This is a genomic window from Deinococcus aquaticus, assembly GCF_028622095.1.
Taxonomy (GTDB): domain Bacteria; phylum Deinococcota; class Deinococci; order Deinococcales; family Deinococcaceae; genus Deinococcus; species Deinococcus aquaticus.
Genome location: NZ_CP115165.1, coordinates 2237071 through 2257028, shown reverse-complemented (window position 1 = coordinate 2257028; position 19958 = coordinate 2237071). Strand labels below are relative to the sequence as shown.

The following is a 19958-nucleotide window of genomic DNA, read 5'->3' as shown; positions in this document are numbered from 1 at the left end:
GCCCGACCCGCACCCCGCCCGCACCCCCACCCGCCCCGCATCCTGAACCGCTGACCTCCGCCCCGTGGCCCGGCTTCCCTCTTCGCCGGGCCACACCCACACCCCGAAGGAAGACCCGCACCATGACCCCACCCGACCCCCGCCCGGACCTGCCCGCCTTCACCCCGAACCCGACGGCGCAGACCGCCGCCCGCGCCTTCGCCTTCATGCTGCCCACGCCCGCCCACGTCGCCGCCCGCCTCGAAGACGTGCGGGACGCCCTGACACACCACGCGCAGCAGCACGCCGGGCCGCGCCTTCCCACGCCACACAGCGCCGCCCTGAGCATCTTCCACTTCGCCGCATCCGGCCTGAGTGCCCTACTCGAAGACGCCGCCGCGCAGGACCGGGACGCCTGGAACACCCTCAGCACCGCCCGCCTGTGGGCACTCGAGCGATGCCAGAGCGCCACCGCGCCCCTTCCCGTGGCAGACGTGGAAGCCCTGCACCTCGCCTACGTGAACGCCCACCTGTTCCCCGGATGGGTGCAGGCACAGCGCCGCGCGGGCCGGGCGCGGGAAGCGGCGCGCCTCGCGGCATGGTGGGCCGTGTGCCGCACCCTGGAAGCCGTGCCGACCCTCGAGGGCGGCGAAGCGGAAGACATGACCGGCGCGGTCCTCGAGGTCTTCGCAGACCCGGACGCGCCCGGCCCTGCTTTGCTCCCCGGAACGGGGGAACCGTCCAGCACGCGCGGCCCGCACACCCCGCAGTACCTCGAGCGCCTGGAAGACGGCACCGTGAATGTGTGCATGGGTGGGGGCGAAGACTACCGGGCCGCGCCCTGGAACGGCACCCTGTCCCCCCTGCCTGACGGGGGCGCGTTCCTGGCCCTGACGCTCGAGGGGGACCGCGTGACGGTGCGTCTCACGCCCGATCAGGCCGCGTACCTGCGCCGCGCGTGGGCGACACTGCCCGGCGAAGAGGAACGCGGCCCCACGTCCCCCCTGAACTGATCCCCGCCGGCTCCGGCCCTGGCCCACGCACCCACCCGGCGCGCGGGCCTCTTCCCGTGAGGGAATAGTGATAAACCCCGGCCCATACCGGACAGCGGCCCCGGCCATACCGGACAACCCCGGCGGGCATACCCGGCAAACCCCATGCCGACCCTCACCACCCGGCAAACCCCATACAGAATCCACCGGACGGGGAACCCCTTGCAGAATCCACCGGACGGGGAACCCCTTGCAGAATCCGGCCCACCTGGAACCCCTTGCAGAATCCCCGAGGCGGGAACCCCATGAACGGTACACGTCCCGGCATTCCCCATGAACGGTACACACCCCGGCGCACCCCATGACAGATGCACCGACCGGCAGACCCTATACCGACCCTCACCGACCGGCAGACCCCATGACAGTTCACGCCGGGCCGATACCCCATGACAGTTCACGCCGGGCCGATACCCCATGACAGTTCACCACCCGCGCACGCCGGGCCGATACCCCATGACAGTTCACCACCCGCGTTTTAAACGCGACCGCGCCCGCTCGAAGTTTTCCCCCATTCCGGGGAATACCCAGCCGCGCCCCGGATGGATCCACTTTCCCCCTTCGCCGATCACCTGCCCCCCACTTCCAGCCCAAATGAAAGTGCGTACCAGACGCACCGCACGGCCCGCGCCCACTGCCGTTTAAAACGAAAGTGCGTTCCAGACGTGCCCGCGCCGCGCCCTACCATCTTCGACCCGCCTCGAAAATGATCCCCGCGCCGTCCCTGACGCATTTTCCTGACAGCAGGAAAATGGTACGCAGGGGCCGGACTGCTAGACAAACCTCAGGCCACGCACACAGGGCCAGGGGCAACTATCAACATAGGTTGACGGTTGCCAGGGGGCCGGACTGGTAGAGAATCCTCAGGTCACGCCCGCGCGGGTCATCATTTTGCCGACGGGGGCAAATCGTTCCCCAGGTCATGCGGGCAGGGCCACGGGGCAACCTTCCCCCATATCGTGACGGTTGCCCCTGCCCGCCCACCGGGCCGCTTCCAGGGCGCACCGCCCGGCCCCGAAGTGGCTAAACCTGCCCAGGTTCCGGGCAACTATCACCATCATGGTGACGGTTGCCCGGCCCCCCGGTCCCCCCAGCTCGAGCGGCGCGGCGCGTGCTTCCACCCATGCCCCACGGTGCAGGGGCCAGGGCGTCAGCGCCGGGTCTTCCAGGTCTTCCCCTTCGCCGATCACCGCCCGCCGGGACAGGACAGGGCGAAGGCCAGCGGGCCGCGATGTTAAGAACCGACAACATCCCCCGCGCAGCTCGAGGGGCCAGGGACCGCCCGCGCCGCCCGGCAGACTTTCCCGGTTTGGAACCGGAGAAACACCCGCCCCGGAAGTCCCCAGGTGGTAAGCCCTGGCAGGGTGAAAATCCGCCGGACGCGCCCACGGTTCACGCCACCGCGCGGCGAAGAGGGAACCGGGAAAACGCCCACGGGGACGGCATTCCGGGCGCATGGTGGGTGCTAGTGCCTCCTGACGAAACCTAACACTTCCTAACACCTGCGCCGCACGGCCCGCCCCCCTGGAAGTCCCCTGCGTGGGCCAGTCCCGACCGGGCGAAAGATGGTTGAACCTGGCTAAGATGCACGCGCACAGGGACGGCGAAGAGGAAACCGGAAAACGCCCACGGGGACGGCATTCCGGGCATGTGGTAGGCGTTTGTTCATGTTGAGAATTGTTGACATTTTTCAGCGTTTCACGGTCCACTGCCCCCCGGCTCGACGATCCCCCCGGCCCCCGCCTTCGAGCGGCCCACCTGTCAGGAATTGCTAGGGTGAAAACCGCACGCACCGGCACGCACCGCCGCCCACGGGGACGGCATTCCGGGCGCGGGGTGGGCGTCTGCCGACCTGAGAAAACCTGAGATGCCCGGCCCTGCCCTTCGAGCGGCGCGGGAACGCGCACGGGAAGCGCCCGCCCCTGCCCACGCGCGCGGGACAGGTGCGGGCCAGGGTGTGACCGGGAAAACACCGGGAATCCTGCCCCCCTCATTCCCCTTCGCCGGTCCCCTCGAAGGCCAGCGCGCGGCAACCGGGAAGGCAAACGCCCACCCGCTGCCCCCTGCGCGGGGACGGGGTGGGCAGGTGCAGGGGGCGGCAACACACCGGCAACCCGCCCCCCTTCATTCCTCTTCGCCGATCACCTCGAGGGTCAGCAGGTCAGCGACCGTCACCACTTCGCCGCTCAGGGTGTGCAGAATGCCCGCCACGGTTGCCAGGGTGTACAGGTCAATGCGGGACGTGTCCCCACGGGCCAGCCGGTACACCGTGCCGGAATCCACGGTGCCCTGCGCTAGCCCGCTCATGGCGACCTGATACACCGTCAGCCCGCGCGCCTCGCACGCTTCCCGGACGGTCAGGCGGGCCGCGTAGGGCGTGGGGCCGGGCGTGCGGAAGCCCAGGTGAATCATGGGCCGCCCGTTGCTGTAATGCCCGCGCAGGGCTTCCGGTTGTGCCCGGCCGGTCATGCGGTCCCCTCTTCGAGCATCACAGCTGCGAGCGCTGCGAGCATGGCCCACGCGGCGCGGGCGTGCCGGGCGGGCCGGTCTTCCAGTCCCTCGAGGCGGGCCGCTTCCAGCTGGAACACGTCAGCGGCCCCGGCGGGCGGGCGTGTCCACACGTCTTCGAGGCGCGCCCACGTCTGCGCCCTGGCCCACTGCCACGCGGCCCGCTCAGGGTCACTCAGGCCGGGGCGCAGGTCTTCCCACGGGTGAACGGGTAGGCCGGTCCCGCCCGCTGCGCTCACGGCGTCTTCCAGGTCTCGCAGGTGCGCGTCACTCAGGCGGCGCAGGGCCAGGGGCACGCGGCCCCGGTTCTGACCGGCGCGGGTCTGCGCTTCCAGGTGGGCCACCCGCGCGGCGCGGCCCTTCATGCCCGGCCCCCGTTCAGAGTGCGGCACAGCGCCGCCTCGAAGCGCCACAGGGACGCGCCCCACCGGGCCAGCCGGTGAACGTCCGGCGAAAGGGGAACGCGCCGGGCTTCCCGGTCACACCACGCGCCGCACGCCTCGAAGTACCCCACGAAGTCAGCGGCCCGCGTGGGGTCCGGTGCGGTCAGGGGCGCGCCGTCCGGGCCGTTCAGGGCCAGCTCTGCCCAGGCTTCGGCGTCTTCCTTCGCCGGGTGTTCCACCGGCACGCCGTCCCCCAGGTGCGCGCACGCTACCTGCAGGCGGGCCAGGATGCCCCCCGCGTCCCCTTCCGCCTCGAGTGCCCCCACCGCGTCCCGGTAGGCGCGCACGTCAGCCGGTGCGAGCTGCGCGCGGGCCGCTTCCAGGTGCGCCCAGTTCCCGGCCTGCACCGCTTCCCGCCGGGCCGCTTCCCGACCCTCGAGCGCTTCCAGGCGCGCCACCGTTCCCCGCGTCTTCCGTTTCGCCGTCACGCTTCCCCCCCTTCCGGGACGCACAGGAACGCCCACAGACTCACGGCCCGCACGTCACCCCGCAGAGTTGGCGGCGCTTCCTGCGCGGCCCGCTCGAGCGCTTCGGGCGTCACGTCAGCGCGCAGGTGTTCCGGCAGGGCTTCCCACAGCGTCACCGCCCGGCCCCGCTGCGCCTCGAGCTTCGAGAGGCGACCGCGCCGCCCCGTCACGCGGCCCCCCTGCGAAGGCGCGGGCCAGTGGGGGCGGGGTCTTCGTCTTCGCCGCCCTGGCCTTCGAGGGCCGCTATGCGCGCCTCGAGTTCCCCTACTTCCACGATCCGGGCGTAAGCCGCTGCGCCCTGACTGACGGCGTGAACGGCTTTCAGGGCGTGCGCCGGGTCTTCCACTTCCAGCAGCTCCCCCGCGCGTTCCAGGGCGCGCCACAGCAGCGCGCGGGCCTCTTCGAGCGTGCCGGGTTTTCCTCTTCGCCGGGCGCGTTTCGCCTTCCGGGCTTCCACAGGGTTAGGGTTTGCCATGATCTGACCTCCCGGCCCCGGACTGGGGGCCACGTATAGAGCGGGGGGGGACAGCGCCGCCCCCCAGGGCTTGCAGGGCCACCCGGACGCCCGCCGGGGTGAGCTGACCGGCCCGGACGTGCCCGGCGGCGCGGGCTTCCTGCAGGGCGCGGCGCAGGTCTTCGGGGTGCCCTTCGTGACGGCGAAGGAAGGCCAGCCACGCGGCCCGGACGCTCAGGGGCGCGGCATGTTCGCAGTGGCAGAGCATCAGGGCCAGGGCGTGCGCGTGCGCGCTCAGGGCGTCCCCCTTCACGGTTCCCTCTTCGCCGGGATGCCCAGCCGGGACAGGTACACCCGCGCGGCCGACCGGCCCCACTCCGTGACCCGCCCGGCTTCCACCATGCCGGACTGCCGGGCCACCTCGAGCGCCACCCGCTGCGCCGCCGGGGCGGGCGCGCCCGCCGCCGTCGCCTCTTCGAGCGCACACCGGGCCGCGCTGCCCGTGGGAAGGGTGCGCGCGTAGGCCGTCAGGACCGCCCACTGTAGGCCGGTCACGCCGCGCCCCCTTCCAGGCCGGGCAGGTCATCCCAGCCCGCCGGACGGGCCGCGCGCAGGTTGCCCCGCGTGGGCCGCGCCGCCGCCCTGGCCTTCCAGCCCCGGCCCACGTCTTCGCCGTCCGTGAGGTACGCACCGCACCGGCACGCGGGGTGCAGGGCCAGCGGGGGCGGCACGGGACGCCACGCCGCCGGGGGACAGGCGCACGTCGCCATGCCCGGCCCCCACTCCGGGGCAGGGACGGCGCGCGCACAGCTTCCGCAGTGACCGGGCAGGGTTGCCGCGTGGGCGTTCCGGGCGCGGGCCTCTTCGAGCGGGACGCCGCGGGCCAGAGTGGGCACGGGGTCCGGCGAAGAGGGAACGGTCAGGGGGGCCGGGTCTTCGGGGGGCGCGGTCAGCCACGCCAGTACTTCCGCCTTCCGGTCCCGGACTTCGTTCAGCAGGTCAGCCGGGGGGCGCTTCCCGGTCAGGATCAGCGCGCCGCCCTGCACTTCCAGGCGCGCCCCTGCCCCCTCGAGGCGGGACAGCAGGGCGGGCACAGCGGCCCCCGTCACAGGGCCACCCCGCCGGGCAGGTCTTCGCCTTCGCCGTACCCTTCCAGGTCTTCGAGCGTCAGGGCGCGGGGGGTGGGGGCAGGGGTGACCGGCGAAGAGGAAAACGCCTCTTCCTGACCCTCTTCTATCCCATTTATCCCATTACTAACCTTTAAAAATAGAGAGAATGGGATAAGAGAGAATGCCGTGTCAGACGTGCTTGAAGGGGTGTCTATCCCATTTATCCCATTTATCCCATCATCCGTACCAAGCCGGGTTATAGGAAGACGAAGGGTAATCATGCGCTCTTGCGTGCCGGTGTCCGGCCTGACCGCCTTGAACATGGGCCGCCACTGGGTCACGCGCCCGTCAGCGTCTTTCTTCGCCGCCTCGCACCGCATCAGACCCGGCCCCTGGAGCTGCCCGGCCATGTTGCGCCACAGCGTCCCCGCGTCCGGCAAGCTGACGCCCTGGCCCTTCACGGCGTCCTGTAGGGCCGCGTGCAAGTTGTCCGGCAGGAAGTGCCCCCACGTGTCCCCGCCCGTCCGGGAGTACCAGCCGACCAGGGACGCGCCGGGCCGGGTGCGGGCCGTTTCCTCTTCGCCGTGTTCCCCCCGGTACGCCTGCACCGAGTACCCGCACAGCGCCGCGTCTTCCACGGGGGGCGCGCCGCCGCCGCGCAGGTCTTCCAGGAACACCCGCCCGGACGCCAGCAACCCGGACAGCACCGACAGCGCCCGGTCTACGGGGTCAGCTTCGTTCAGGTGCGCCGCCTGACCCTGCGCGATCTCCCGAAGGGCCAGCATGACCCGTTCCCACCGCTGCGCCGCCTCGAGTTCCTGAACCGCGCCCACCTGCAAGGCGAAGGAAAGGAACACCTGCCACCCATACGCAAGGTCTGCGAGCGTGTCCCCCGTGCGCCCGTGCGCGCCTTTCAGGTACGGGGACAGGCCGCGCACCGCTTCCTTATGGGCCGCGCTGCCCACGCGCACCGCCTCGAAGGAAGACGCCACCGCCTGCACCATGCCCGCCAGGGCCAGGGCGTACACGCCCGCCTGTCCAGCATCCGCCAGGGCGTCAAAGTGCCGACTCTTCGCCGTACCACGCGGCCCGATCAGGGGGGCCGTCACTTCCACTACCACCGTCCGGGCCGTGTTCGACTGCCCGCGCGGCATTCCCTCCGAAGAGGTCAGCACAAGGCCACGCGGGTAGTACCCGGCCCGCGTGCGCCCGTCTGCGCTCATCCGGCCCCGGCCCGTACCATCCCCGGCACCGTGCAGGATGCGCGCAAGAGTCCCTTGCATCTTCGCCCGGTCTACCTGCGTGCCCTCCGGCTTGAAGTCATCGAAGACGGTCAGAACGTCTTTCAGGATGAACGCGGTTCGCTCGAGCGTGTTAGCCGTACTGTTCCAGGCGTCCGGCAGGTAATCGTCTCGCCACGCCGTCCCGTAGTGGTACAGGCAGAGCAGCGTGAACGCCGTCTTATTCCGGCCCGTCTCGCCCGTGGGGAACACCACGCCCTTAAACCTGCCCAGCGCCGCCCGGTACGCCCCTCCGAGCATGGGAACGCCCACGGTATCCGGTACGGCGTCCATCAGGGACAGGGACGCCCGCACCGCCGCGCGCATCTCTTCGCCAGTCGCGCCCGCCGGGTCAGGCAGGGCGTAGGCGTTCAGGCGGGGATTCTCGCCCCGTGGGTCAAGGTTCACTTCCACGCCCGGCACCGCGCCGCGCGCCCCGATCACTGCGCCCGCCGTCAGGAAGACCGGCCCGTGTTCCGGGTGAACTGTCCAGCCGGTGTGGGCGTACACGGTGCGCTCTTCAATGCCGCGCACTTCGCTCAGGGCTTGAATGGCGGCGCGGGCCTTGTCTTTCTTGCCGTTCCCGGCTTCCACGCGGGCCAGCGCGCCCCATTCCTTGAGGGGCCAGCGCATGGGGTCAAACTCTGCCACGGGCACAGTTATGCGGGCCGGTTGGAAGGGCGCGCCCGTGGCCCGGTAGCCTTCCACCTCGAAGACGCGGGCCGCTTCGCCCTGCCCTTCATCCTGTCTGACCTGCGCCGTGATGAACGCCGCGAAGTTGCACAGTTGCTCCCTGACTTCCGTTTCTTCGCCGCTGTCCGGGTCTTTCTTGAGGGTCAGGGCGCACAGCCGACCGTCCCGCACGCCGTACCCGGCGCGTTTGGATAGCCACACGTCCCCGCGTTCCTCTTCGCCGTCACCGCCCGTCACCTGCGCCGCGTCTTCCTGCGCCGGTTCCGGCTTCCAGGGCCGCGCCGCTTCCAGCGCCCTCAGCAACCGCGCGCCCACGTGGGCCGCGTGCCCTTCGGGGTCTGCGCCCTGGCCCACGGTGCCCAGGGCGTCACAGGCGTCAGCATCCGCCTTCCCTTCCACGGCGAAGGGGGAAACGTCCCCGCCCACCTGGAAGACCTGGCACCCCCGCGCGGTCAGCAGCTCCGCCCACGTCACACGGGCCACGTTGCCCTCAGGGTCCGGGTCTGCGTACACGTACACCTGCGCCCCCGCCGGAAGGTGGGCCACGTGGGGCACGGCTGCCACTGACGCCACGCCCTGCACAGCCCAGCCGCGCGCCGCCTCGAGGTGGGCCACGGCTTCCAGCATCAGCACGCACGCGACCGCGTTCAGTTCCCCTTCCACGATCAGGAACCGGGCCGCGCTGTCCTGACCGGGGCCGCACATAGCCGGGGTGGACTGGCCCGCCGAAACGTACACGTACCGCTGCGCCTTCGCTTCCTTGAGGTCTTCCTTCCCGCCGGGGTTCCTGGCCTTCACTGCCCAGGGCGTCCTGTCCGGTCCCGTGACCTCGAAGGCCACCGCGCCGCGCAGGATGTGCCGGGCCAGGGGGCGGGCCTTCCCGCCCTGCGCCTTCCCTGTCCAGCGGTACGCGGTCAGCAGACCGGACGCCAGGGCCGGAGTCAGGCCGCGCCGGGCCAGCTCGAGCGCTTCGGGGTGCGTGTCCCCGGCTTGCAGGCGTTCCCAGCCGCGCAGGGCCGCGCCGTGCTTCCCGGCTTCGAGCGGGTGCAGTTTCGACAGGGCCGCGTCAGCCTTCGCCAGCCGCGCCGCCTTCCGGTCCACAGGTGCAGGCCTCGAGCTGGGGACCGTTCCCCTTTCGCCGGGTTCATCCTTCACGCCCGCCCACTCGAGTAGCAGGCGCGCCGCTTCCCCCTTCGCCAGTCCGGCCGATTCCAGGAACGCCACCGCGCCCCCCTCGAAGCCGTCACCGCCGAACCTGTGGAAGACCGGGCCGGACGTGCCGCGCCCATAGGACAGGGACGGGTTTTCCTCTTCCTGACCGGGCCGGAAGTCGCACACTTCGCCCTGCGCTTCGCTGTGCAGGTGCGGGGCACTCTTGCCCAGGTACGCGGCCAAGTTCCGAAGCACTGCGCCGGGCGTCAGCGCCTCGAGGGCACGCCTTAAGGGCGTCATAGGACACCCCCGGCGAAGGTGCGCCGCGCGGGCCGCGCGCGGGCGCTATGATGCCCTCGAAGCCCGCCCGCTTCCCCCTGACGCCCGGCCTGCACGCCGGGCTTCACTTTTGCACCGTCACGCGCAGAGTCTCACGCCACGCCAGGAAGTCAGCCCAGCGCACGTGGTACCGGGGCCGGGACTGCCGACCGGTGTTGTACGCGATCAGCTCACCATTCTTCAGAGCGGTGTAAACGAAGTCACGGGGAAGGCGGGACCGCTTGAGCAGCTGCGCGGGAGTGTACAGGGCTTCGCCGTCTTCGTGCGGCACGTTCAATGCGGATTGGGTCATGTGTTCCCCTGCCCTGCCCCACAGGGGGCAAGGTTCAATGTCTGAGGGGCCGCGCCTTCCAGGAAGGAAGGGGGCGCACGTCAGGCAGGGCCGGGCCTACCGCTTACCGCTTCGCCACACTCGAAGCGGCCCGGCGTTCAGGCCACAGGGGGGGCAAGAGGACAGGTTGGGGGCCGGGGCCGCGCATACAGGGGGCGCCTAATGCGGGACCGGCGGCGCACCGGCCGGACGCGCCGGGCGATGTGGGCGCGGTATACAGCGCGCTGCATCTTCAGAATCAGCAGCAGGTGAAGCGCGCGGTCTTTCCTGTAGAAGTGCGAAACGAATCCCGACAGATCAACTTTCCCGAAGAGCGCCCGTAGCGTGCGCGCCGCTACGATGGGATGAATACCGGGAAGATCAGCCGGTTTGATGACAATTCCACGGTTGATCTTTTGCTGAACTTCCAAAAGCAGTTGAATCAAATCATCAGTGAAGCAAATGTCAAGCGTAGCATTGCCGGCCTTTTCTTCTAATCTGATCTTACGGTAATGTCTTTTCAATCTGAATTGAGAAAATATATACTTTGGATGAATGTCGCATATCAGTTCAGCGCCGTTACTGATTACGACTATCGCATCTGGAGAAAACAGAGCAGACCTCATACACATACTCTTGCGATAATGCTTGTTTACTCCGCGCCACAGGCAAAGGAAGCCGACCCGCTTACCGTGGGCGTTTCTCCCGCGTCCCTGCGCGCACCGCACAAACGCCTGTATATGCGGGCGCATGTTCAGGCGGGCCGTTTCCAGCTCGAGCGGCGAAGGCGTGGGCGCTTCCAGGCGGGGCAGGTCTTCCCCTTCGCCGGAAGTGCGCCCCCACACGATCACGGGACCGCGCACGCTCTTTTCAGTGATCCGGCCCTCTTCGTTCAGGCCGTACTCTGCCCAGGTCACCGCCTGCACCACCCGCGCCCACTTCGGGGCCGGGAAAGTGTTAGGCAGATAGTCCGGGATCATGCCTACACGGTAGCAGATTCCCGGATGACTACGCATGAATGACCAATTGTCAGCGTGTACACCATGCTTCCCGCCTTCCGGCCCCGTGGCCCAAACGTGACCCATACGGCCCCGAATAACGCCGATCTACCCCGATCTATCCCGGCGAAGCAAAGAGGCTTAAACGCCGTTCAGTACGCACAATCCCGGACACTCTCGCATGATCTCCGAACACCCCAGGAAGGCCGCACGCCGACTTTTAATCAGCGGGTTGTAGGTTCAAGTCCTACACGACCCACCAGGAAAACCCCCGTCCAGTACGGGGGTTCTTGCTATCGAAAGCACCATGCTCTGGTTGAGGCTCCCATGACGTGCCGTGAGCAAGGAACCGTGACGTACAGCCGGATGCCGTGCTGCTACGCCAGCGCCGCCCACAGGACGCCCGCCACGATCAGGGCCAGCACACCCGCGCCGGTCAGTGCCCAGCGTGCCCAGGAGACGCGGCGAAAGAGAAACGCCAGGAACAGCAGCGCGCACGCCAGGGCGAAGACCTCCCACGGCGCACCCCGGTCAACGTTCACGATTACGACCGGCACCGTCCGGCTTCCAGGTGGGCCGCTCACCGCTTGCGCCGCTTCACGCCTCGCCACGCCACGCCAGCACCGTCAGGTACAGCCAGAAGAGCAGCGCCGCCACGGGTAGCAACTTTAGACCCGCCTGAGATTCTTCCCAGGTCCGCCACGCCTGCGTCAGGGTGAGCAGCGCGCACGCCACAAGCCACAGCCGGGAAGTGTTCATGCCTTCCCCCCTTCGCCGGGCTTCGGGCGCGTGAACGCGACCCAAATCCAACACAGCACGATCAACCCTATTTGAAGCACCTTCACCCATTCAGGCGCGCGCAACATCAGCGCCACAGTGGGAAGAATCATGGCTGCCATCAGGCACACCACTGCTACCCGGAAAGACCGCCTCACGCCTTCCCCTCTTCGCCGATCTTGATCTGGTACGCCTGCCACAGCATCACGGCCCCCATGCCTGCGAAGCCGCCCAGCAGCCACGCCTTAGGGCTGCCCAGGGCCAGCAGCAGAAAGGCTACGCCGACCTGCCAGAGATTGAGACGCAATGCCGGAAAGGCATTGGCTAAGAAAAGACCCACCGCCACACCCACGAAGGCAAGATCAGAAAAGCTCGAGCTTCCCGGCCCGCTCCGCATTTGCCAGACCTGCACCCCCAGGCCCGCAGCCAATCCCGCCCCACTGAGCGCGCGGTAGACGTTCACGCCTTCCCCCCTTCGCCGTTCCCCTGGCCCTGCCCCTGCCCAGGTTCCACCGTCAGGCGCAAGTCTAGTGCCTCGAGAATCGCGGCCCACAGGGGGGGGACGTTACCACCGCCTTCGTTCCCGTTCAGGGCGCGCGTCACGGTCTGCGGGGTCTTCCCTATGGCGCGGGCCAGATCAGCCCGGCTCATCCCTTTCTCTCGAAGGCGGGTATCAATCAGTTCTCTCACGCGGTCATTCATTCCCACAGCTTAACGCTATGCGTTCATTAACGCCAGAAGTTAACAAGTAAACGCCAGAGGTTTACTATCAGGCCAGCAAAAAGGGACGCCTCATCCGCCAAGATTGCGCGCCCCCGCCTGACTTCCAGCCCCTCTAGGAGTGAAAGCAATGAACGATACCCCCGCACCCTGTCCCGCACGTGGGAAACGGTCACCCTTGACCGCATGGACGGCGCAGTAGTGCAGACCCGCGCGCACCCGGTCACCCTGACCCGCACGCCCGCCGGAATCGAAGCCCAGGTGAACGGCGAAGCGTGCGAACTGGCCCGCGCCGGGTTGCACAGCGGTAACACTCCGGCTTACACGCACGGGCCACGGCAGTGGCGGGCTGGTGAAGGTAGGGCCGAAGGTGGTGGTGGCTGGGGTCACTCGTGGTTTCGGGCGCACGTTCGCTTTACCTCTTTTCAGGAAGATCGGTGTTACCAGTGGCGGGTGTCGCTGTCGGGTTCCTCGCTGAGGAGCCAGAGGGAGCGGGCGGTGCGGGCGGCTTCGGTCTGCGCGTCCAGCAGAACGCGTTCGAGGTCGGCGTTCAGGTGGGGGTGGCGGCGGCGGAAGTGGGCGTGGTCGCACAGCAGCAGGGCGAGGCGGGCGGGGCGCTGGTCGGGGTCGGTGAGGACGTCGTAGAGGGCGTCCCAGTTCTGGCCGAAGGTGTCGCGCAGGCCCAGGCCGTTCAGGAAGGCGAGCATGAGGGTGCTCTTGTCGTGGGCGGCGCCGAGATTGATTTCGCGGACGCTGACCTGATGTCCGGCGGCCAGGATGCGGGGTTCGTGCGGGGCGGTCTGGATGCCCTGGGGCGCTTCGTTGAAGACCTGCATCATGGTTGGATTCTCCTGAAGGTGTCGTAGTGGTCGGCGGTGTAGTAGCAGTCGGTGGTGTTGGTGCGGGGCTGGCCGCCGCAGACGATGCGGCGTGCGCCCCGGTCGTTCTCGCCGGGGGTGGGGACGGTGTACTCGCGGTAGTAGCTGCTGTTCTGGCGGGGCAGCAGGCGTTCGCGGTTGCCGAAGGTGCTGCCGTCTTTGCTGTAGCGGAAGGGGCCGCCCTGGGCGATGCGGGTGAGGACGGTCTGTCCTTCGCGGGGCAGGTCGCGCGCGGCGATCCAGCGCAGGCCGCTGTGCGGGTCGCGGGCGGAGGTTGGCGGGGCGGTGCGGGTGGGGGTCGTCTGCGTGGTCGGTTGCGTGCGGGCGTCCTGCGGGAGGTCGCAGGCGGCCAGCAGCGCGCCGAGCAGCAGGGCGGCGAGGGTGGGGGCGGCGCGGTTCACGGGTCCGAGTGTAGGCCCTGGGTGTCCAGCCAGTTCAGGAGGTCGTCCCGGAGCAGCGTTAATCCTTTGTAGGCGGTCTGCGCGGGGGTCATGGAGCGGATGGCGGCGGCCAGAGCGCGGGCATGGGCGGGTTCCTGCACGGCCTGCGTGAGAGGGTACGTGTAGGGGCGGATGGTGAACAGCGCCCCGTGGGCCTGCGGAAAGCCGGTGAGGGTCTGGCGTTCCACGCGCAGGAACGTGCCGTGCGGGTCGAAGCGGGTGCGGGGGTCGCGGTCGGCGTCGGGCGGCGCGGCGGGGTGGTGGTCGAGGCGGTCGGTGGTGCTCAGGCCCCAGGCGAAACGCACGAACGGGCCGCGTGTAATCACGGCGTCCAGCAATCGGGGGGCGCTGGCGTTCATGGGACCGCCGCCGGGGATGGGGGCGTGCACCTGCGCGAAGTCGCGGCCCAGTTTGTCGCGGGGGTCCCAATGCTGGGGGTTCAGGACGTGCGTGGCGGCCAGCCAGTCGCGTCCGCTGCGGGGGTCGCGGGCTATCAGGGCGAGGTCCTCGCTGGCGTTCAGGCCCAGGAAATCCAGGGCGCTCACGGGCTGGGTGTCTGCGACCAGGGCGGCGTGCGGGGCCGCGAAGCGCCGCAGGTTCTCCAGGGCGTTCCAGCGGGGGTGCAGGTCGGCCTGCCAGCCCAGCCTGGTGTTGCGCAGGGTGCGGCCGTCCCAGCTGACCTCTCCCCCGCTGTCGGCGGCCACCTGCCGGGCCGCGAAGGTCAGCACGGCCTCCCGCAACGCCGGGGTCAGGGCGGCCTCGCCAGCGTACTCGTGCAGGGCGCGGGCGTGCGCGGCGGCCTTGCTGCCGATCAGGCGCGGGTACTCGGCGTCCAGCGTGAAGGTGTGCCGTTCGGGCGCCGGGTCGTCCAGCCACGGCACGGGCTGCGCGCCCAGGCGGTACAGGCCGGCCGAGACGCTGTAGGTGCCGCTCAGGAACGGGCGGTAGAGGGTGGGGGGAACCACGCCCCGATTCTGGCAGGCCTCCCGCCGGTCTGCACGGCGAACGCGCCACTCCTGAATACCGGGAGCGGCGCGTCAGGTCAGGCGGGCAGGGTCAGGCGAGGTTGCCGTTGCTCAGGACGCCCGTGGCGATCAGGATCAGGATGATCACGCCCACCACCACGCGGTAGATCGCGAAGGGCTTGAAGGTGTTGGTGGACACGAAACGCAGCAGCCAGCCGATGCTGAGGTACGCGACCACGAACGACACGCCGGCGCCCAGCAACACGTTCCCAACGCCGATCTCCGCGAGGATGTCGCGGCTCTTGATGAAGTCCAGCAGGGCCGCGCCGCCCAGGGTGGGAACGCCCAGGTAGAAGCTGAACTTGGTGGCGGTGGGCCGGTCGAGGCCCAGGACCATGCCGCCCAGGATGGAGCTGGCGCTGCGGGAGAAGCCGGGCCACAGCAGCGCGAGGCACTGCACCGCACCGATCATCAGGCTGCGGGGCACGCCGATCTTCTCGATGGCGTCCACGTTCGGGGTGACGCGGCGGCTCTCGAGCAGCCAGATGATCACGCCGCCCACGATCAGGGCCCAGGCGACCACGCTGGGCCGGAACAGGTTCGCCTTGATGGCGTCCCCGAACAGCAGGCCCAGGATCACGGCGGGAATGCAGGCGACGAGCACGCCCAGCCAGAGCGTCTGCTGGCTGCGGTCGGTGCCGATGCGGCGGATCTGCAGGAAGTCCTTCCAGTAGTACGCGAGGACGGCCAGGATCGCGCCGCCCTGAATGACGACCTCGAAGGTGTCCTTGACTTCCTTGGTCCACGGGACGCCCAGCAGGTTCCCCGTGAGGATCAGGTGGCCGGTCGAGCTGATCGGCAGGAATTCCGTGATGCCCTCGACGATGCCGTAAACGATTGCGTAGAACCAGTCCATAGTTGCCGAGTGTAAGCCCTGTCACCAGGGGCCGGGCGTCCTTCCTTAGGTGCAGAGTGCGGGGGTGAGTGTAGACAGCTACCTGCGGTGCTGGAACCTGATGCCGGACGGCGAGGCCCGGCGCACGCCCAGCAGTGACCTTCAACCGGTCGTGTGGGAGGGCCAGCCAGCGATGCTGAAGGTGGCCCGCAGCGCCGAGGAGCAGCGGGGCAACGACCTGATGGTGTGGCTGGAGGGCGAGGGCGCAGCGCGGGTGTACCGCCATGGGGGCGCGGCCCTGCTGATGGAGCGGCTGGAGTCCGCGCCGGATCTGGCGGCCCTGGCACTGGGCGGTCAGGACGACGCGGCCACCCGGATTCTGTGTGGCGCGGCGGCGGGCGTGCACCGGGACCGTCCCAGCCTGCCACCGGACCTGCCGGACCTGCGCCACTGGTTCTGGTCGTTGGAAGCGGCCCAGGCGCAGGGTGAGACGTTCGCGCAGGCCTGGGCCACCGCGCAGCGCCTGCTGGCGGATCAGCGTGACGTGCGGCCCCTGCACGGAGACCTGCACCACGGGAACGTGCTGCGCAGCCCGGAGCGCGGCTGGCTGGTGATCGACCCGAAGGGCCTGACCGGCGAGCGGACCTTCGATTTCGCGAACATGCTGTGCAATCCCACGCCGGAACACGCGCTGACGCCGGGGCGGCTGGCACGGCAGTCGACCCTGATCGCGCGGGAGGCCGGGCTGGAGCGCACGCGGCTGCTGGCGTGGGTGGGCGCGTACGCGGCCCTGTCGGCAGCGTGGCATCTGGAGGACGCCCAGATAGAGCAGGCCCGGCAGGCGCTGGCGGTCTCGGCGCTGGCCCACAGCCTCCGCTGAGCCATCCGCCATCCGCCATCTGCTATCAGCCTTCCGCCATCAGCTGTCCACCCGGCATCCCCCCTCCCACCAGTGCGTCTGATGTCGTATAATTTCCGTTTGGGTGCCCCCGTGACCCGCTGTGCGCGCTGGAGCGTCGCGTATGGCCTGGCCCACCTTCGGCGTTCATGACGCTGGGCTGGCACGAGAACGGCAAACTTGTCCCACATTTCAACGCTCAGGAGTTCACATGTCGTACATCTCCATGAAGCAACTGCTGGAAGCCGGAGTTCACTTCGGTCACGAAACCAAGCGCTGGAACCCCAAGTTCAAGCGGTTCATCTTCGCCGAGCGTAACGGCATCTTCATCATCGACCTGCAGAAGACCCTCAAGCAGGTGGACCGTTCCTTCGACTTCATCAAGGAACTGTCCGAGCGCGGCGGCGTCATCCTGTTCGTCGGCACCAAGAAGCAGGCCCAGGAAATCGTGGAACTCGAAGCGCGCCGCACCGGCATGCCGTTTGTCACCAGCCGCTGGCTCGGTGGGATGCTCACGAACTTCAAGACCATGCGCACCCGCATCGACCGCCTGAACGAACTCGACGAGATGTTCGAGTCCGGCCGCATCAACGACCGCCTGAAGGCCGAGCGCATCAAGCTGGCCGCCGAGCGTGACCGTCTGCAGCGCTTCGTGGGCGGCATCCGCAAGATGAACCGTCTGCCCGACGCGATCTTCGTGGTGGACCCCACCAAGGAAGTCATCGCCGTGCAGGAAGCCAACAAACTGGGTATTCCCGTCATTGCGCTGGCCGACACGGACAGTGACCCGGACGTCATCGACTACATCGTCCCCGGTAACGACGACGCGATCCGCTCCATCCAGCTGATCACGCACCGTATCGGCGACCTGCTGGTCGAAGCGCGCGGCGGCGGCGAGGACGTCGGCGCGGCCGAGGGCGAAACCGCCACGGAAGCGACCGAAACCGAGCAGACCGAAAGCTAAGCCCTGACGGGACCGGAAAGGAGGGTGTTGTCCGGCGAGTACGCTCTCGGACCACCCTTTTTTCCGGCCCCGCCCCGGCCGTGCCCGGACTTCCGGGCGCACCCACCCACACCAAGAAAATTCAAGCCGACACAGGAGGCATGACATGCTGGAATCAATCAAGAAACTCCGTGAACTGACGGGCGCAGGCATGATGGACGTCAAGAAAGCCCTTTCCGACGCCGGGAACGACGAGGAAAAAGCGGTGGCCCTGCTGCGCGAGCGCGGCATCGTGAAGGCCGCCAAGAAAGCCGACCGTGAAGCCAGGGAAGGCCTCGTGCGCTTCGTGGTGGACGGCAACAAGGCCGCCATGGTCGAAGTGAACAGCGAGACGGACTTCGTGGCCCGTAACGACGGCTTCCAGGCCCTGGTGGCCGAACTGGCCCAGGCCGCCCTGAGCGCCGGGACCAGCGACATCGAAGCGTTCCGCGCCTTCACGCTGCCCAGCGGCGACACCGTGGCGACCGCCGTGGCCGCCGCCGCCGGCAAGATCGGCGAGAACCTGGTCCTGAACCGCGTGGCCTTCGTCGAAGGTCAGCAGATCGCCGGGTACGTGCACAGCAACGGCAAGATCGGCGTGCTGGTCGACCTGGAAGGCGGCAACGAGACGCAGGCCAAGGACGTGGCCCTGCACGTCGCCGCCGAGAACCCCCAGTTCCTGAGCCGTGACGAGGTGAACAGCTCCGACATCGAGAAGGAGCGCGAAATCCTCACGAACAAGGCGCTGAACGAGGGCAAGCCCCAGCAGATCGTCGAGAAGATCGTCGAGGGCCAGATCGGCAAGTTCTACTCCGACAAGGTCCTGCCCGAGCAGAACTTCGTGAAGGACAACAGCGTCACCGTCGGGAAGTACCTGGGCGGCGCGACCATCAAGCGCTTCGTGCGCTTCGAAATCGGCGCGTAAATCCCCTGACGTTCCGGCCCCCCCCGCCGCACGCGGGACGGGCCGGAGCCGCAGGCCGGATTCATCGTTGCGCGCGACACAGTACTCCCGGTAGCCGCCCGCGCGCCTGCCGGGAGTATTGTGTTGCCGTTCAGTCACGTTCACTCTTTTTCCCGGCGCGCTGCGGCGCGGCCGACCCCAAGCGAGGTATGCATGTTCAAGCGCGTTCTGCTCAAACTGTCTGGTGAGTTCCTGGCCGGTGAATCGGGCTTCGGGATCAGCCCGGACACCACCGCTCAGCTGGCCCGCCTGATCACGGGGGCCCTGGAAGGCACCGAGGTGGAACTCGCAATCGTGATCGGCGGCGGGAACCTGTGGCGCGGCGCCCGCAACGGCGAGGGCATGGACCCCGCCACCGCCGATTACATCGGCATGCTGGGCACCGTCATGAACGCCATGGCCCTTCAGGACGCCATGGAAAGTGCCGGGCGGCCCACCCGCGTCATGAGCGCCATTCAGATGGCGGCCGTGGCCGAGCCGTACATCCGCCGCCGCGCCATGCGTCACCTGGAAAAGGGCCGCGTGGTGATCTTCGGCGGCGGGAACGGCGCGCCGTTCTTCACGACCGACACGACCAGTACCCTGCGCGCCCTGGAAATCGGAGCGGACGTGGTCCTGATGGCCAAAAACCGCGTGGACGGCGTGTACGACAGCGACCCCCGCAAAAACAGTGATGCGAAGTTCATCGCGCAGGCCACGCACCGCGAGGTGGTCGAGCAGCGCCTGGAAGTCATGGACGCCACCGCGCTGACGCTGTGCATGGACAAGGGCCTGCCGATCGTGGTGTTCGACCTGTTCCAGGACGGCAACCTGCGCCGCCTGCTGGAAGGCGAGCGGGTCGGCACGCTGATCCAGACGCCCTGACCCAGCTCCCCTGACCCGCCGGGGCCAGGGCCAGCTGACCGGACGCCTCCGAACAGCGGACCGGGCTGCGCTACAATTCCGGCATTCCCCGGGGTCTGACCCCCCCTCACCCCCACCGTTCCGTTTCACATGACCCCCCTCAGGAGGCCCTGACCATGGCTGACATGAAAGCAATCCAGGCCGATACGCGCGAGAAGATGACCAAGGCCATCGAGTCGCTCGAGAACAACCTGTCCGTGCTGCGCACGGGCCGCGCCAACCCCGGCATCCTCAAGAAGATCGTCGTGGACTACTACGGCAGCACCGTGCCGATCGATCAGGTGGCCAGCATCAGCACGCCGGACGCCCGCACGCTGGTCATCACGCCCTGGGACCGGGGCGCGCTGAACCCCATCGAGAAGGCCATCCGCGACAGTGACCTGGGCCTGAACCCCAACAACAAGGGCGACACGATCTTCATCAGCCTGCCCATGCTGACCGAGGAGCGCCGCAAGGACCTCGTGAAGAACGCCAAGAACTACGCCGAGGACGCCCGCATCGCCGTTCGCAACATCCGCAAGCACAGCCTGGATGAAGTGAAGAAGGTCGAGGGCATCGGTGACGACGAAATCAAGCGCGGCGAGGCCGACGTGCAGAAGATCACCGACGAGTTCGTGGCGAGGGTGGACAGCACCTTCCAGAAGAAGGAGCAGGAAATCCTCGGGTGAGGACGCCTGAAGCAGGATGTGGGCTGTGGGTCGTGGGGTGTGGTGAGATCCCCACCGCCCACAGCCCACATCGCACATCCCTTCCGG

General features: G+C 68.6%; 25 protein-coding genes. 6 read left to right on the top strand and 19 right to left on the bottom strand.

The genetic code is table 11. The annotated features are described in order from the left end of the window. Nucleotides 1–122: 122 nt before the first annotated feature. A complete protein-coding gene (locus tag M8445_RS10930) occupies nt 123–992 on the top strand; it encodes a hypothetical protein (RefSeq protein ID WP_273987788.1) in 870 nt (289 codons plus the stop codon). Between the two features lie 2160 nt (nt 993–3152). On the opposite strand, the gene M8445_RS10925 is transcribed toward M8445_RS10930, so the two are convergent. The 19 genes from M8445_RS10925 to M8445_RS10840 all read right to left on the bottom strand — a co-directional run bounded on the left by M8445_RS10925 (nt 3153) and on the right by M8445_RS10840 (nt 15477). Beyond that, entirely contained in the window at nt 3153–3497 is a 345-nt protein-coding gene (locus tag M8445_RS10925; RefSeq protein WP_273987787.1) for a helix-turn-helix domain-containing protein, read from the bottom strand. Then, nucleotides 3494–3901: a hypothetical protein gene (locus tag M8445_RS10920; protein WP_273987786.1), complete on the bottom strand. Its 408-nt coding sequence runs from the start codon at nt 3899–3901 to the stop codon at nt 3494–3496. Before M8445_RS10920 ends, M8445_RS10925 begins: the two co-directional genes overlap by 4 nt. Then, nucleotides 3898–4407: a hypothetical protein gene (locus tag M8445_RS10915; RefSeq protein ID WP_099749914.1), complete on the bottom strand. Its 510-nt coding sequence runs from the start codon at nt 4405–4407 to the stop codon at nt 3898–3900. Before M8445_RS10915 ends, M8445_RS10920 begins: the two co-directional genes overlap by 4 nt. Next, nucleotides 4404–4616, bottom strand: a complete 213-nt coding sequence (locus M8445_RS10910; protein WP_273987785.1) for a hypothetical protein — start codon at nt 4614–4616, stop codon at nt 4404–4406. Before M8445_RS10910 ends, M8445_RS10915 begins: the two co-directional genes overlap by 4 nt. After that, nucleotides 4613–4921, bottom strand: coding sequence for a hypothetical protein (locus tag M8445_RS10905; protein ID WP_189098320.1), 309 nt, complete (start codon nt 4919–4921; stop codon nt 4613–4615). The genes M8445_RS10910 and M8445_RS10905 overlap by 4 nt, the downstream gene beginning before the upstream one ends. After that, entirely contained in the window at nt 4908–5213 is a 306-nt protein-coding gene (locus tag M8445_RS10900; RefSeq protein ID WP_273987784.1) for a hypothetical protein, read from the bottom strand. The genes M8445_RS10905 and M8445_RS10900 overlap by 14 nt, the downstream gene beginning before the upstream one ends. Next, nucleotides 5210–5455 carry a hypothetical protein gene (locus M8445_RS10895; protein WP_273987783.1) on the bottom strand — a complete coding sequence of 82 codons (246 nt, stop codon included), beginning with the start codon at nt 5453–5455 and terminating at the stop codon, nt 5210–5212. The genes M8445_RS10900 and M8445_RS10895 overlap by 4 nt, the downstream gene beginning before the upstream one ends. Continuing rightward, a complete protein-coding gene (locus M8445_RS10890; RefSeq protein WP_273987782.1) occupies nt 5452–6009 on the bottom strand; it encodes a hypothetical protein in 558 nt (185 codons plus the stop codon). Before M8445_RS10890 ends, M8445_RS10895 begins: the two co-directional genes overlap by 4 nt. Further along, nucleotides 6006–9434 (bottom strand): DUF927 domain-containing protein, encoded by a 3429-nt coding sequence (locus M8445_RS10885; protein WP_273987781.1) that lies wholly within the window; start codon nt 9432–9434, stop codon nt 6006–6008. The genes M8445_RS10890 and M8445_RS10885 overlap by 4 nt, the downstream gene beginning before the upstream one ends. Nucleotides 9435–9537: 103 nt before the next feature. After that, nucleotides 9538–9765, bottom strand: coding sequence for a hypothetical protein (locus M8445_RS10880; RefSeq protein WP_273987780.1), 228 nt, complete (start codon nt 9763–9765; stop codon nt 9538–9540). Between the two features lie 137 nt (nt 9766–9902). Beyond that, a complete protein-coding gene (locus M8445_RS10875) occupies nt 9903–10763 on the bottom strand; it encodes a hypothetical protein (protein ID WP_273987779.1) in 861 nt (286 codons plus the stop codon). Nucleotides 10764–11158: 395 nt separating this feature from the next. Continuing rightward, nucleotides 11159–11338, bottom strand: a complete 180-nt coding sequence (locus M8445_RS10870; protein ID WP_273987778.1) for a hypothetical protein — start codon at nt 11336–11338, stop codon at nt 11159–11161. A gap of 40 nt (nt 11339–11378) precedes the next feature. After that, nucleotides 11379–11540, bottom strand: a complete 162-nt coding sequence (locus M8445_RS10865) for a hypothetical protein (protein ID WP_273987777.1) — start codon at nt 11538–11540, stop codon at nt 11379–11381. Nucleotides 11541–11712: 172 nt separating this feature from the next. Beyond that, entirely contained in the window at nt 11713–12021 is a 309-nt protein-coding gene (locus M8445_RS10860) for a hypothetical protein (RefSeq protein WP_273987776.1), read from the bottom strand. Then, nucleotides 12018–12260 carry a helix-turn-helix domain-containing protein gene (locus M8445_RS18330; protein WP_420704090.1) on the bottom strand — a complete coding sequence of 81 codons (243 nt, stop codon included), beginning with the start codon at nt 12258–12260 and terminating at the stop codon, nt 12018–12020. Before M8445_RS18330 ends, M8445_RS10860 begins: the two co-directional genes overlap by 4 nt. 458 nt (nt 12261–12718) lie before the next feature. Continuing rightward, entirely contained in the window at nt 12719–13117 is a 399-nt protein-coding gene (locus M8445_RS10855; RefSeq protein ID WP_273987775.1) for a barstar family protein, read from the bottom strand. Continuing rightward, nucleotides 13114–13557, bottom strand: coding sequence for a guanyl-specific ribonuclease (locus tag M8445_RS10850; RefSeq protein WP_273987774.1), 444 nt, complete (start codon nt 13555–13557; stop codon nt 13114–13116). The genes M8445_RS10855 and M8445_RS10850 overlap by 4 nt, the downstream gene beginning before the upstream one ends. After that, complete coding sequence (locus tag M8445_RS10845; RefSeq protein ID WP_273987773.1) at nt 13554–14561, bottom strand: heme-dependent oxidative N-demethylase subunit alpha family protein; 1008 nt, start codon at nt 14559–14561, stop codon at nt 13554–13556. The genes M8445_RS10850 and M8445_RS10845 overlap by 4 nt, the downstream gene beginning before the upstream one ends. 91 nt (nt 14562–14652) lie before the next feature. Next, the gene (locus M8445_RS10840; protein ID WP_273987772.1) at nt 14653–15477 is read right to left on the bottom strand and encodes an undecaprenyl-diphosphate phosphatase; all 825 of its coding nucleotides are present in this window, start codon (nt 15475–15477) and stop codon (nt 14653–14655) included. Nucleotides 15478–15541: 64 nt separating this feature from the next. Here M8445_RS10840 and M8445_RS10835 point away from each other — a divergent pair, with 64 nt between their 5' ends. The 5 genes from M8445_RS10835 (at nt 15542) to frr (ending at nt 19871) form a co-directional block, all read left to right on the top strand. Further along, on the top strand, nt 15542–16336 hold the full coding sequence (locus M8445_RS10835) for an aminoglycoside phosphotransferase family protein (protein ID WP_273987771.1): 795 nt from the start codon (nt 15542–15544) through the stop codon (nt 16334–16336). Between the two features lie 229 nt (nt 16337–16565). Next, nucleotides 16566–17318 (top strand): 30S ribosomal protein S2, encoded by a 753-nt coding sequence (gene rpsB, locus M8445_RS10830; protein WP_273987770.1) that lies wholly within the window; start codon nt 16566–16568, stop codon nt 17316–17318. Nucleotides 17319–17463: 145 nt separating this feature from the next. Beyond that, nucleotides 17464–18261: a translation elongation factor Ts gene (gene tsf, locus M8445_RS10825; RefSeq protein WP_273987769.1), complete on the top strand. Its 798-nt coding sequence runs from the start codon at nt 17464–17466 to the stop codon at nt 18259–18261. A gap of 192 nt (nt 18262–18453) precedes the next feature. After that, on the top strand, nt 18454–19164 hold the full coding sequence (gene pyrH / locus M8445_RS10820; protein WP_273987768.1) for a UMP kinase: 711 nt from the start codon (nt 18454–18456) through the stop codon (nt 19162–19164). A gap of 155 nt (nt 19165–19319) precedes the next feature. Continuing rightward, on the top strand, nt 19320–19871 hold the full coding sequence (gene frr, locus M8445_RS10815) for a ribosome recycling factor (protein WP_273987767.1): 552 nt from the start codon (nt 19320–19322) through the stop codon (nt 19869–19871). The last annotated feature ends 87 nt before the right edge of the window (nt 19872–19958 follow it).

Excerpts from the sequence above, each read along its gene's own strand:
- M8445_RS10885 (WP_273987781.1), bottom strand. The coding sequence starts at position 9,434 with ATGACGCCCTTAAGGCGTGCCCTCGAGGCGCTGACGCCCGGCGCAGTG.
- pyrH (WP_273987768.1), top strand. The coding sequence starts at position 18,454 with ATGTTCAAGCGCGTTCTGCTCAAACTGTCTGGTGAGTTCCTGGCCGGT.
- M8445_RS10855 (WP_273987775.1), bottom strand. The coding sequence starts at position 13,117 with ATGATGCAGGTCTTCAACGAAGCGCCCCAGGGCATCCAGACCGCCCCG.
- M8445_RS10925 (WP_273987787.1), bottom strand. The coding sequence starts at position 3,497 with ATGACCGGCCGGGCACAACCGGAAGCCCTGCGCGGGCATTACAGCAAC.
- M8445_RS10865 (WP_273987777.1), bottom strand. The coding sequence starts at position 11,540 with ATGAACACTTCCCGGCTGTGGCTTGTGGCGTGCGCGCTGCTCACCCTG.
- rpsB (WP_273987770.1), top strand. The coding sequence starts at position 16,566 with ATGTCGTACATCTCCATGAAGCAACTGCTGGAAGCCGGAGTTCACTTC.
- M8445_RS10930 (WP_273987788.1), top strand. The coding sequence starts at position 123 with ATGACCCCACCCGACCCCCGCCCGGACCTGCCCGCCTTCACCCCGAAC.
- tsf (WP_273987769.1), top strand. The coding sequence starts at position 17,464 with ATGCTGGAATCAATCAAGAAACTCCGTGAACTGACGGGCGCAGGCATG.
- frr (WP_273987767.1), top strand. The coding sequence starts at position 19,320 with ATGGCTGACATGAAAGCAATCCAGGCCGATACGCGCGAGAAGATGACC.
- M8445_RS18330 (WP_420704090.1), bottom strand. The coding sequence starts at position 12,260 with ATGAATGACCGCGTGAGAGAACTGATTGATACCCGCCTTCGAGAGAAA.
- M8445_RS10920 (WP_273987786.1), bottom strand. The coding sequence starts at position 3,901 with ATGAAGGGCCGCGCCGCGCGGGTGGCCCACCTGGAAGCGCAGACCCGC.
- M8445_RS10875 (WP_273987779.1), bottom strand. The coding sequence starts at position 10,763 with ATGATCCCGGACTATCTGCCTAACACTTTCCCGGCCCCGAAGTGGGCG.
- M8445_RS10880 (WP_273987780.1), bottom strand. The coding sequence starts at position 9,765 with ATGACCCAATCCGCATTGAACGTGCCGCACGAAGACGGCGAAGCCCTG.
- M8445_RS10905 (WP_189098320.1), bottom strand. The coding sequence starts at position 4,921 with ATGGCAAACCCTAACCCTGTGGAAGCCCGGAAGGCGAAACGCGCCCGG.
- M8445_RS10840 (WP_273987772.1), bottom strand. The coding sequence starts at position 15,477 with ATGGACTGGTTCTACGCAATCGTTTACGGCATCGTCGAGGGCATCACG.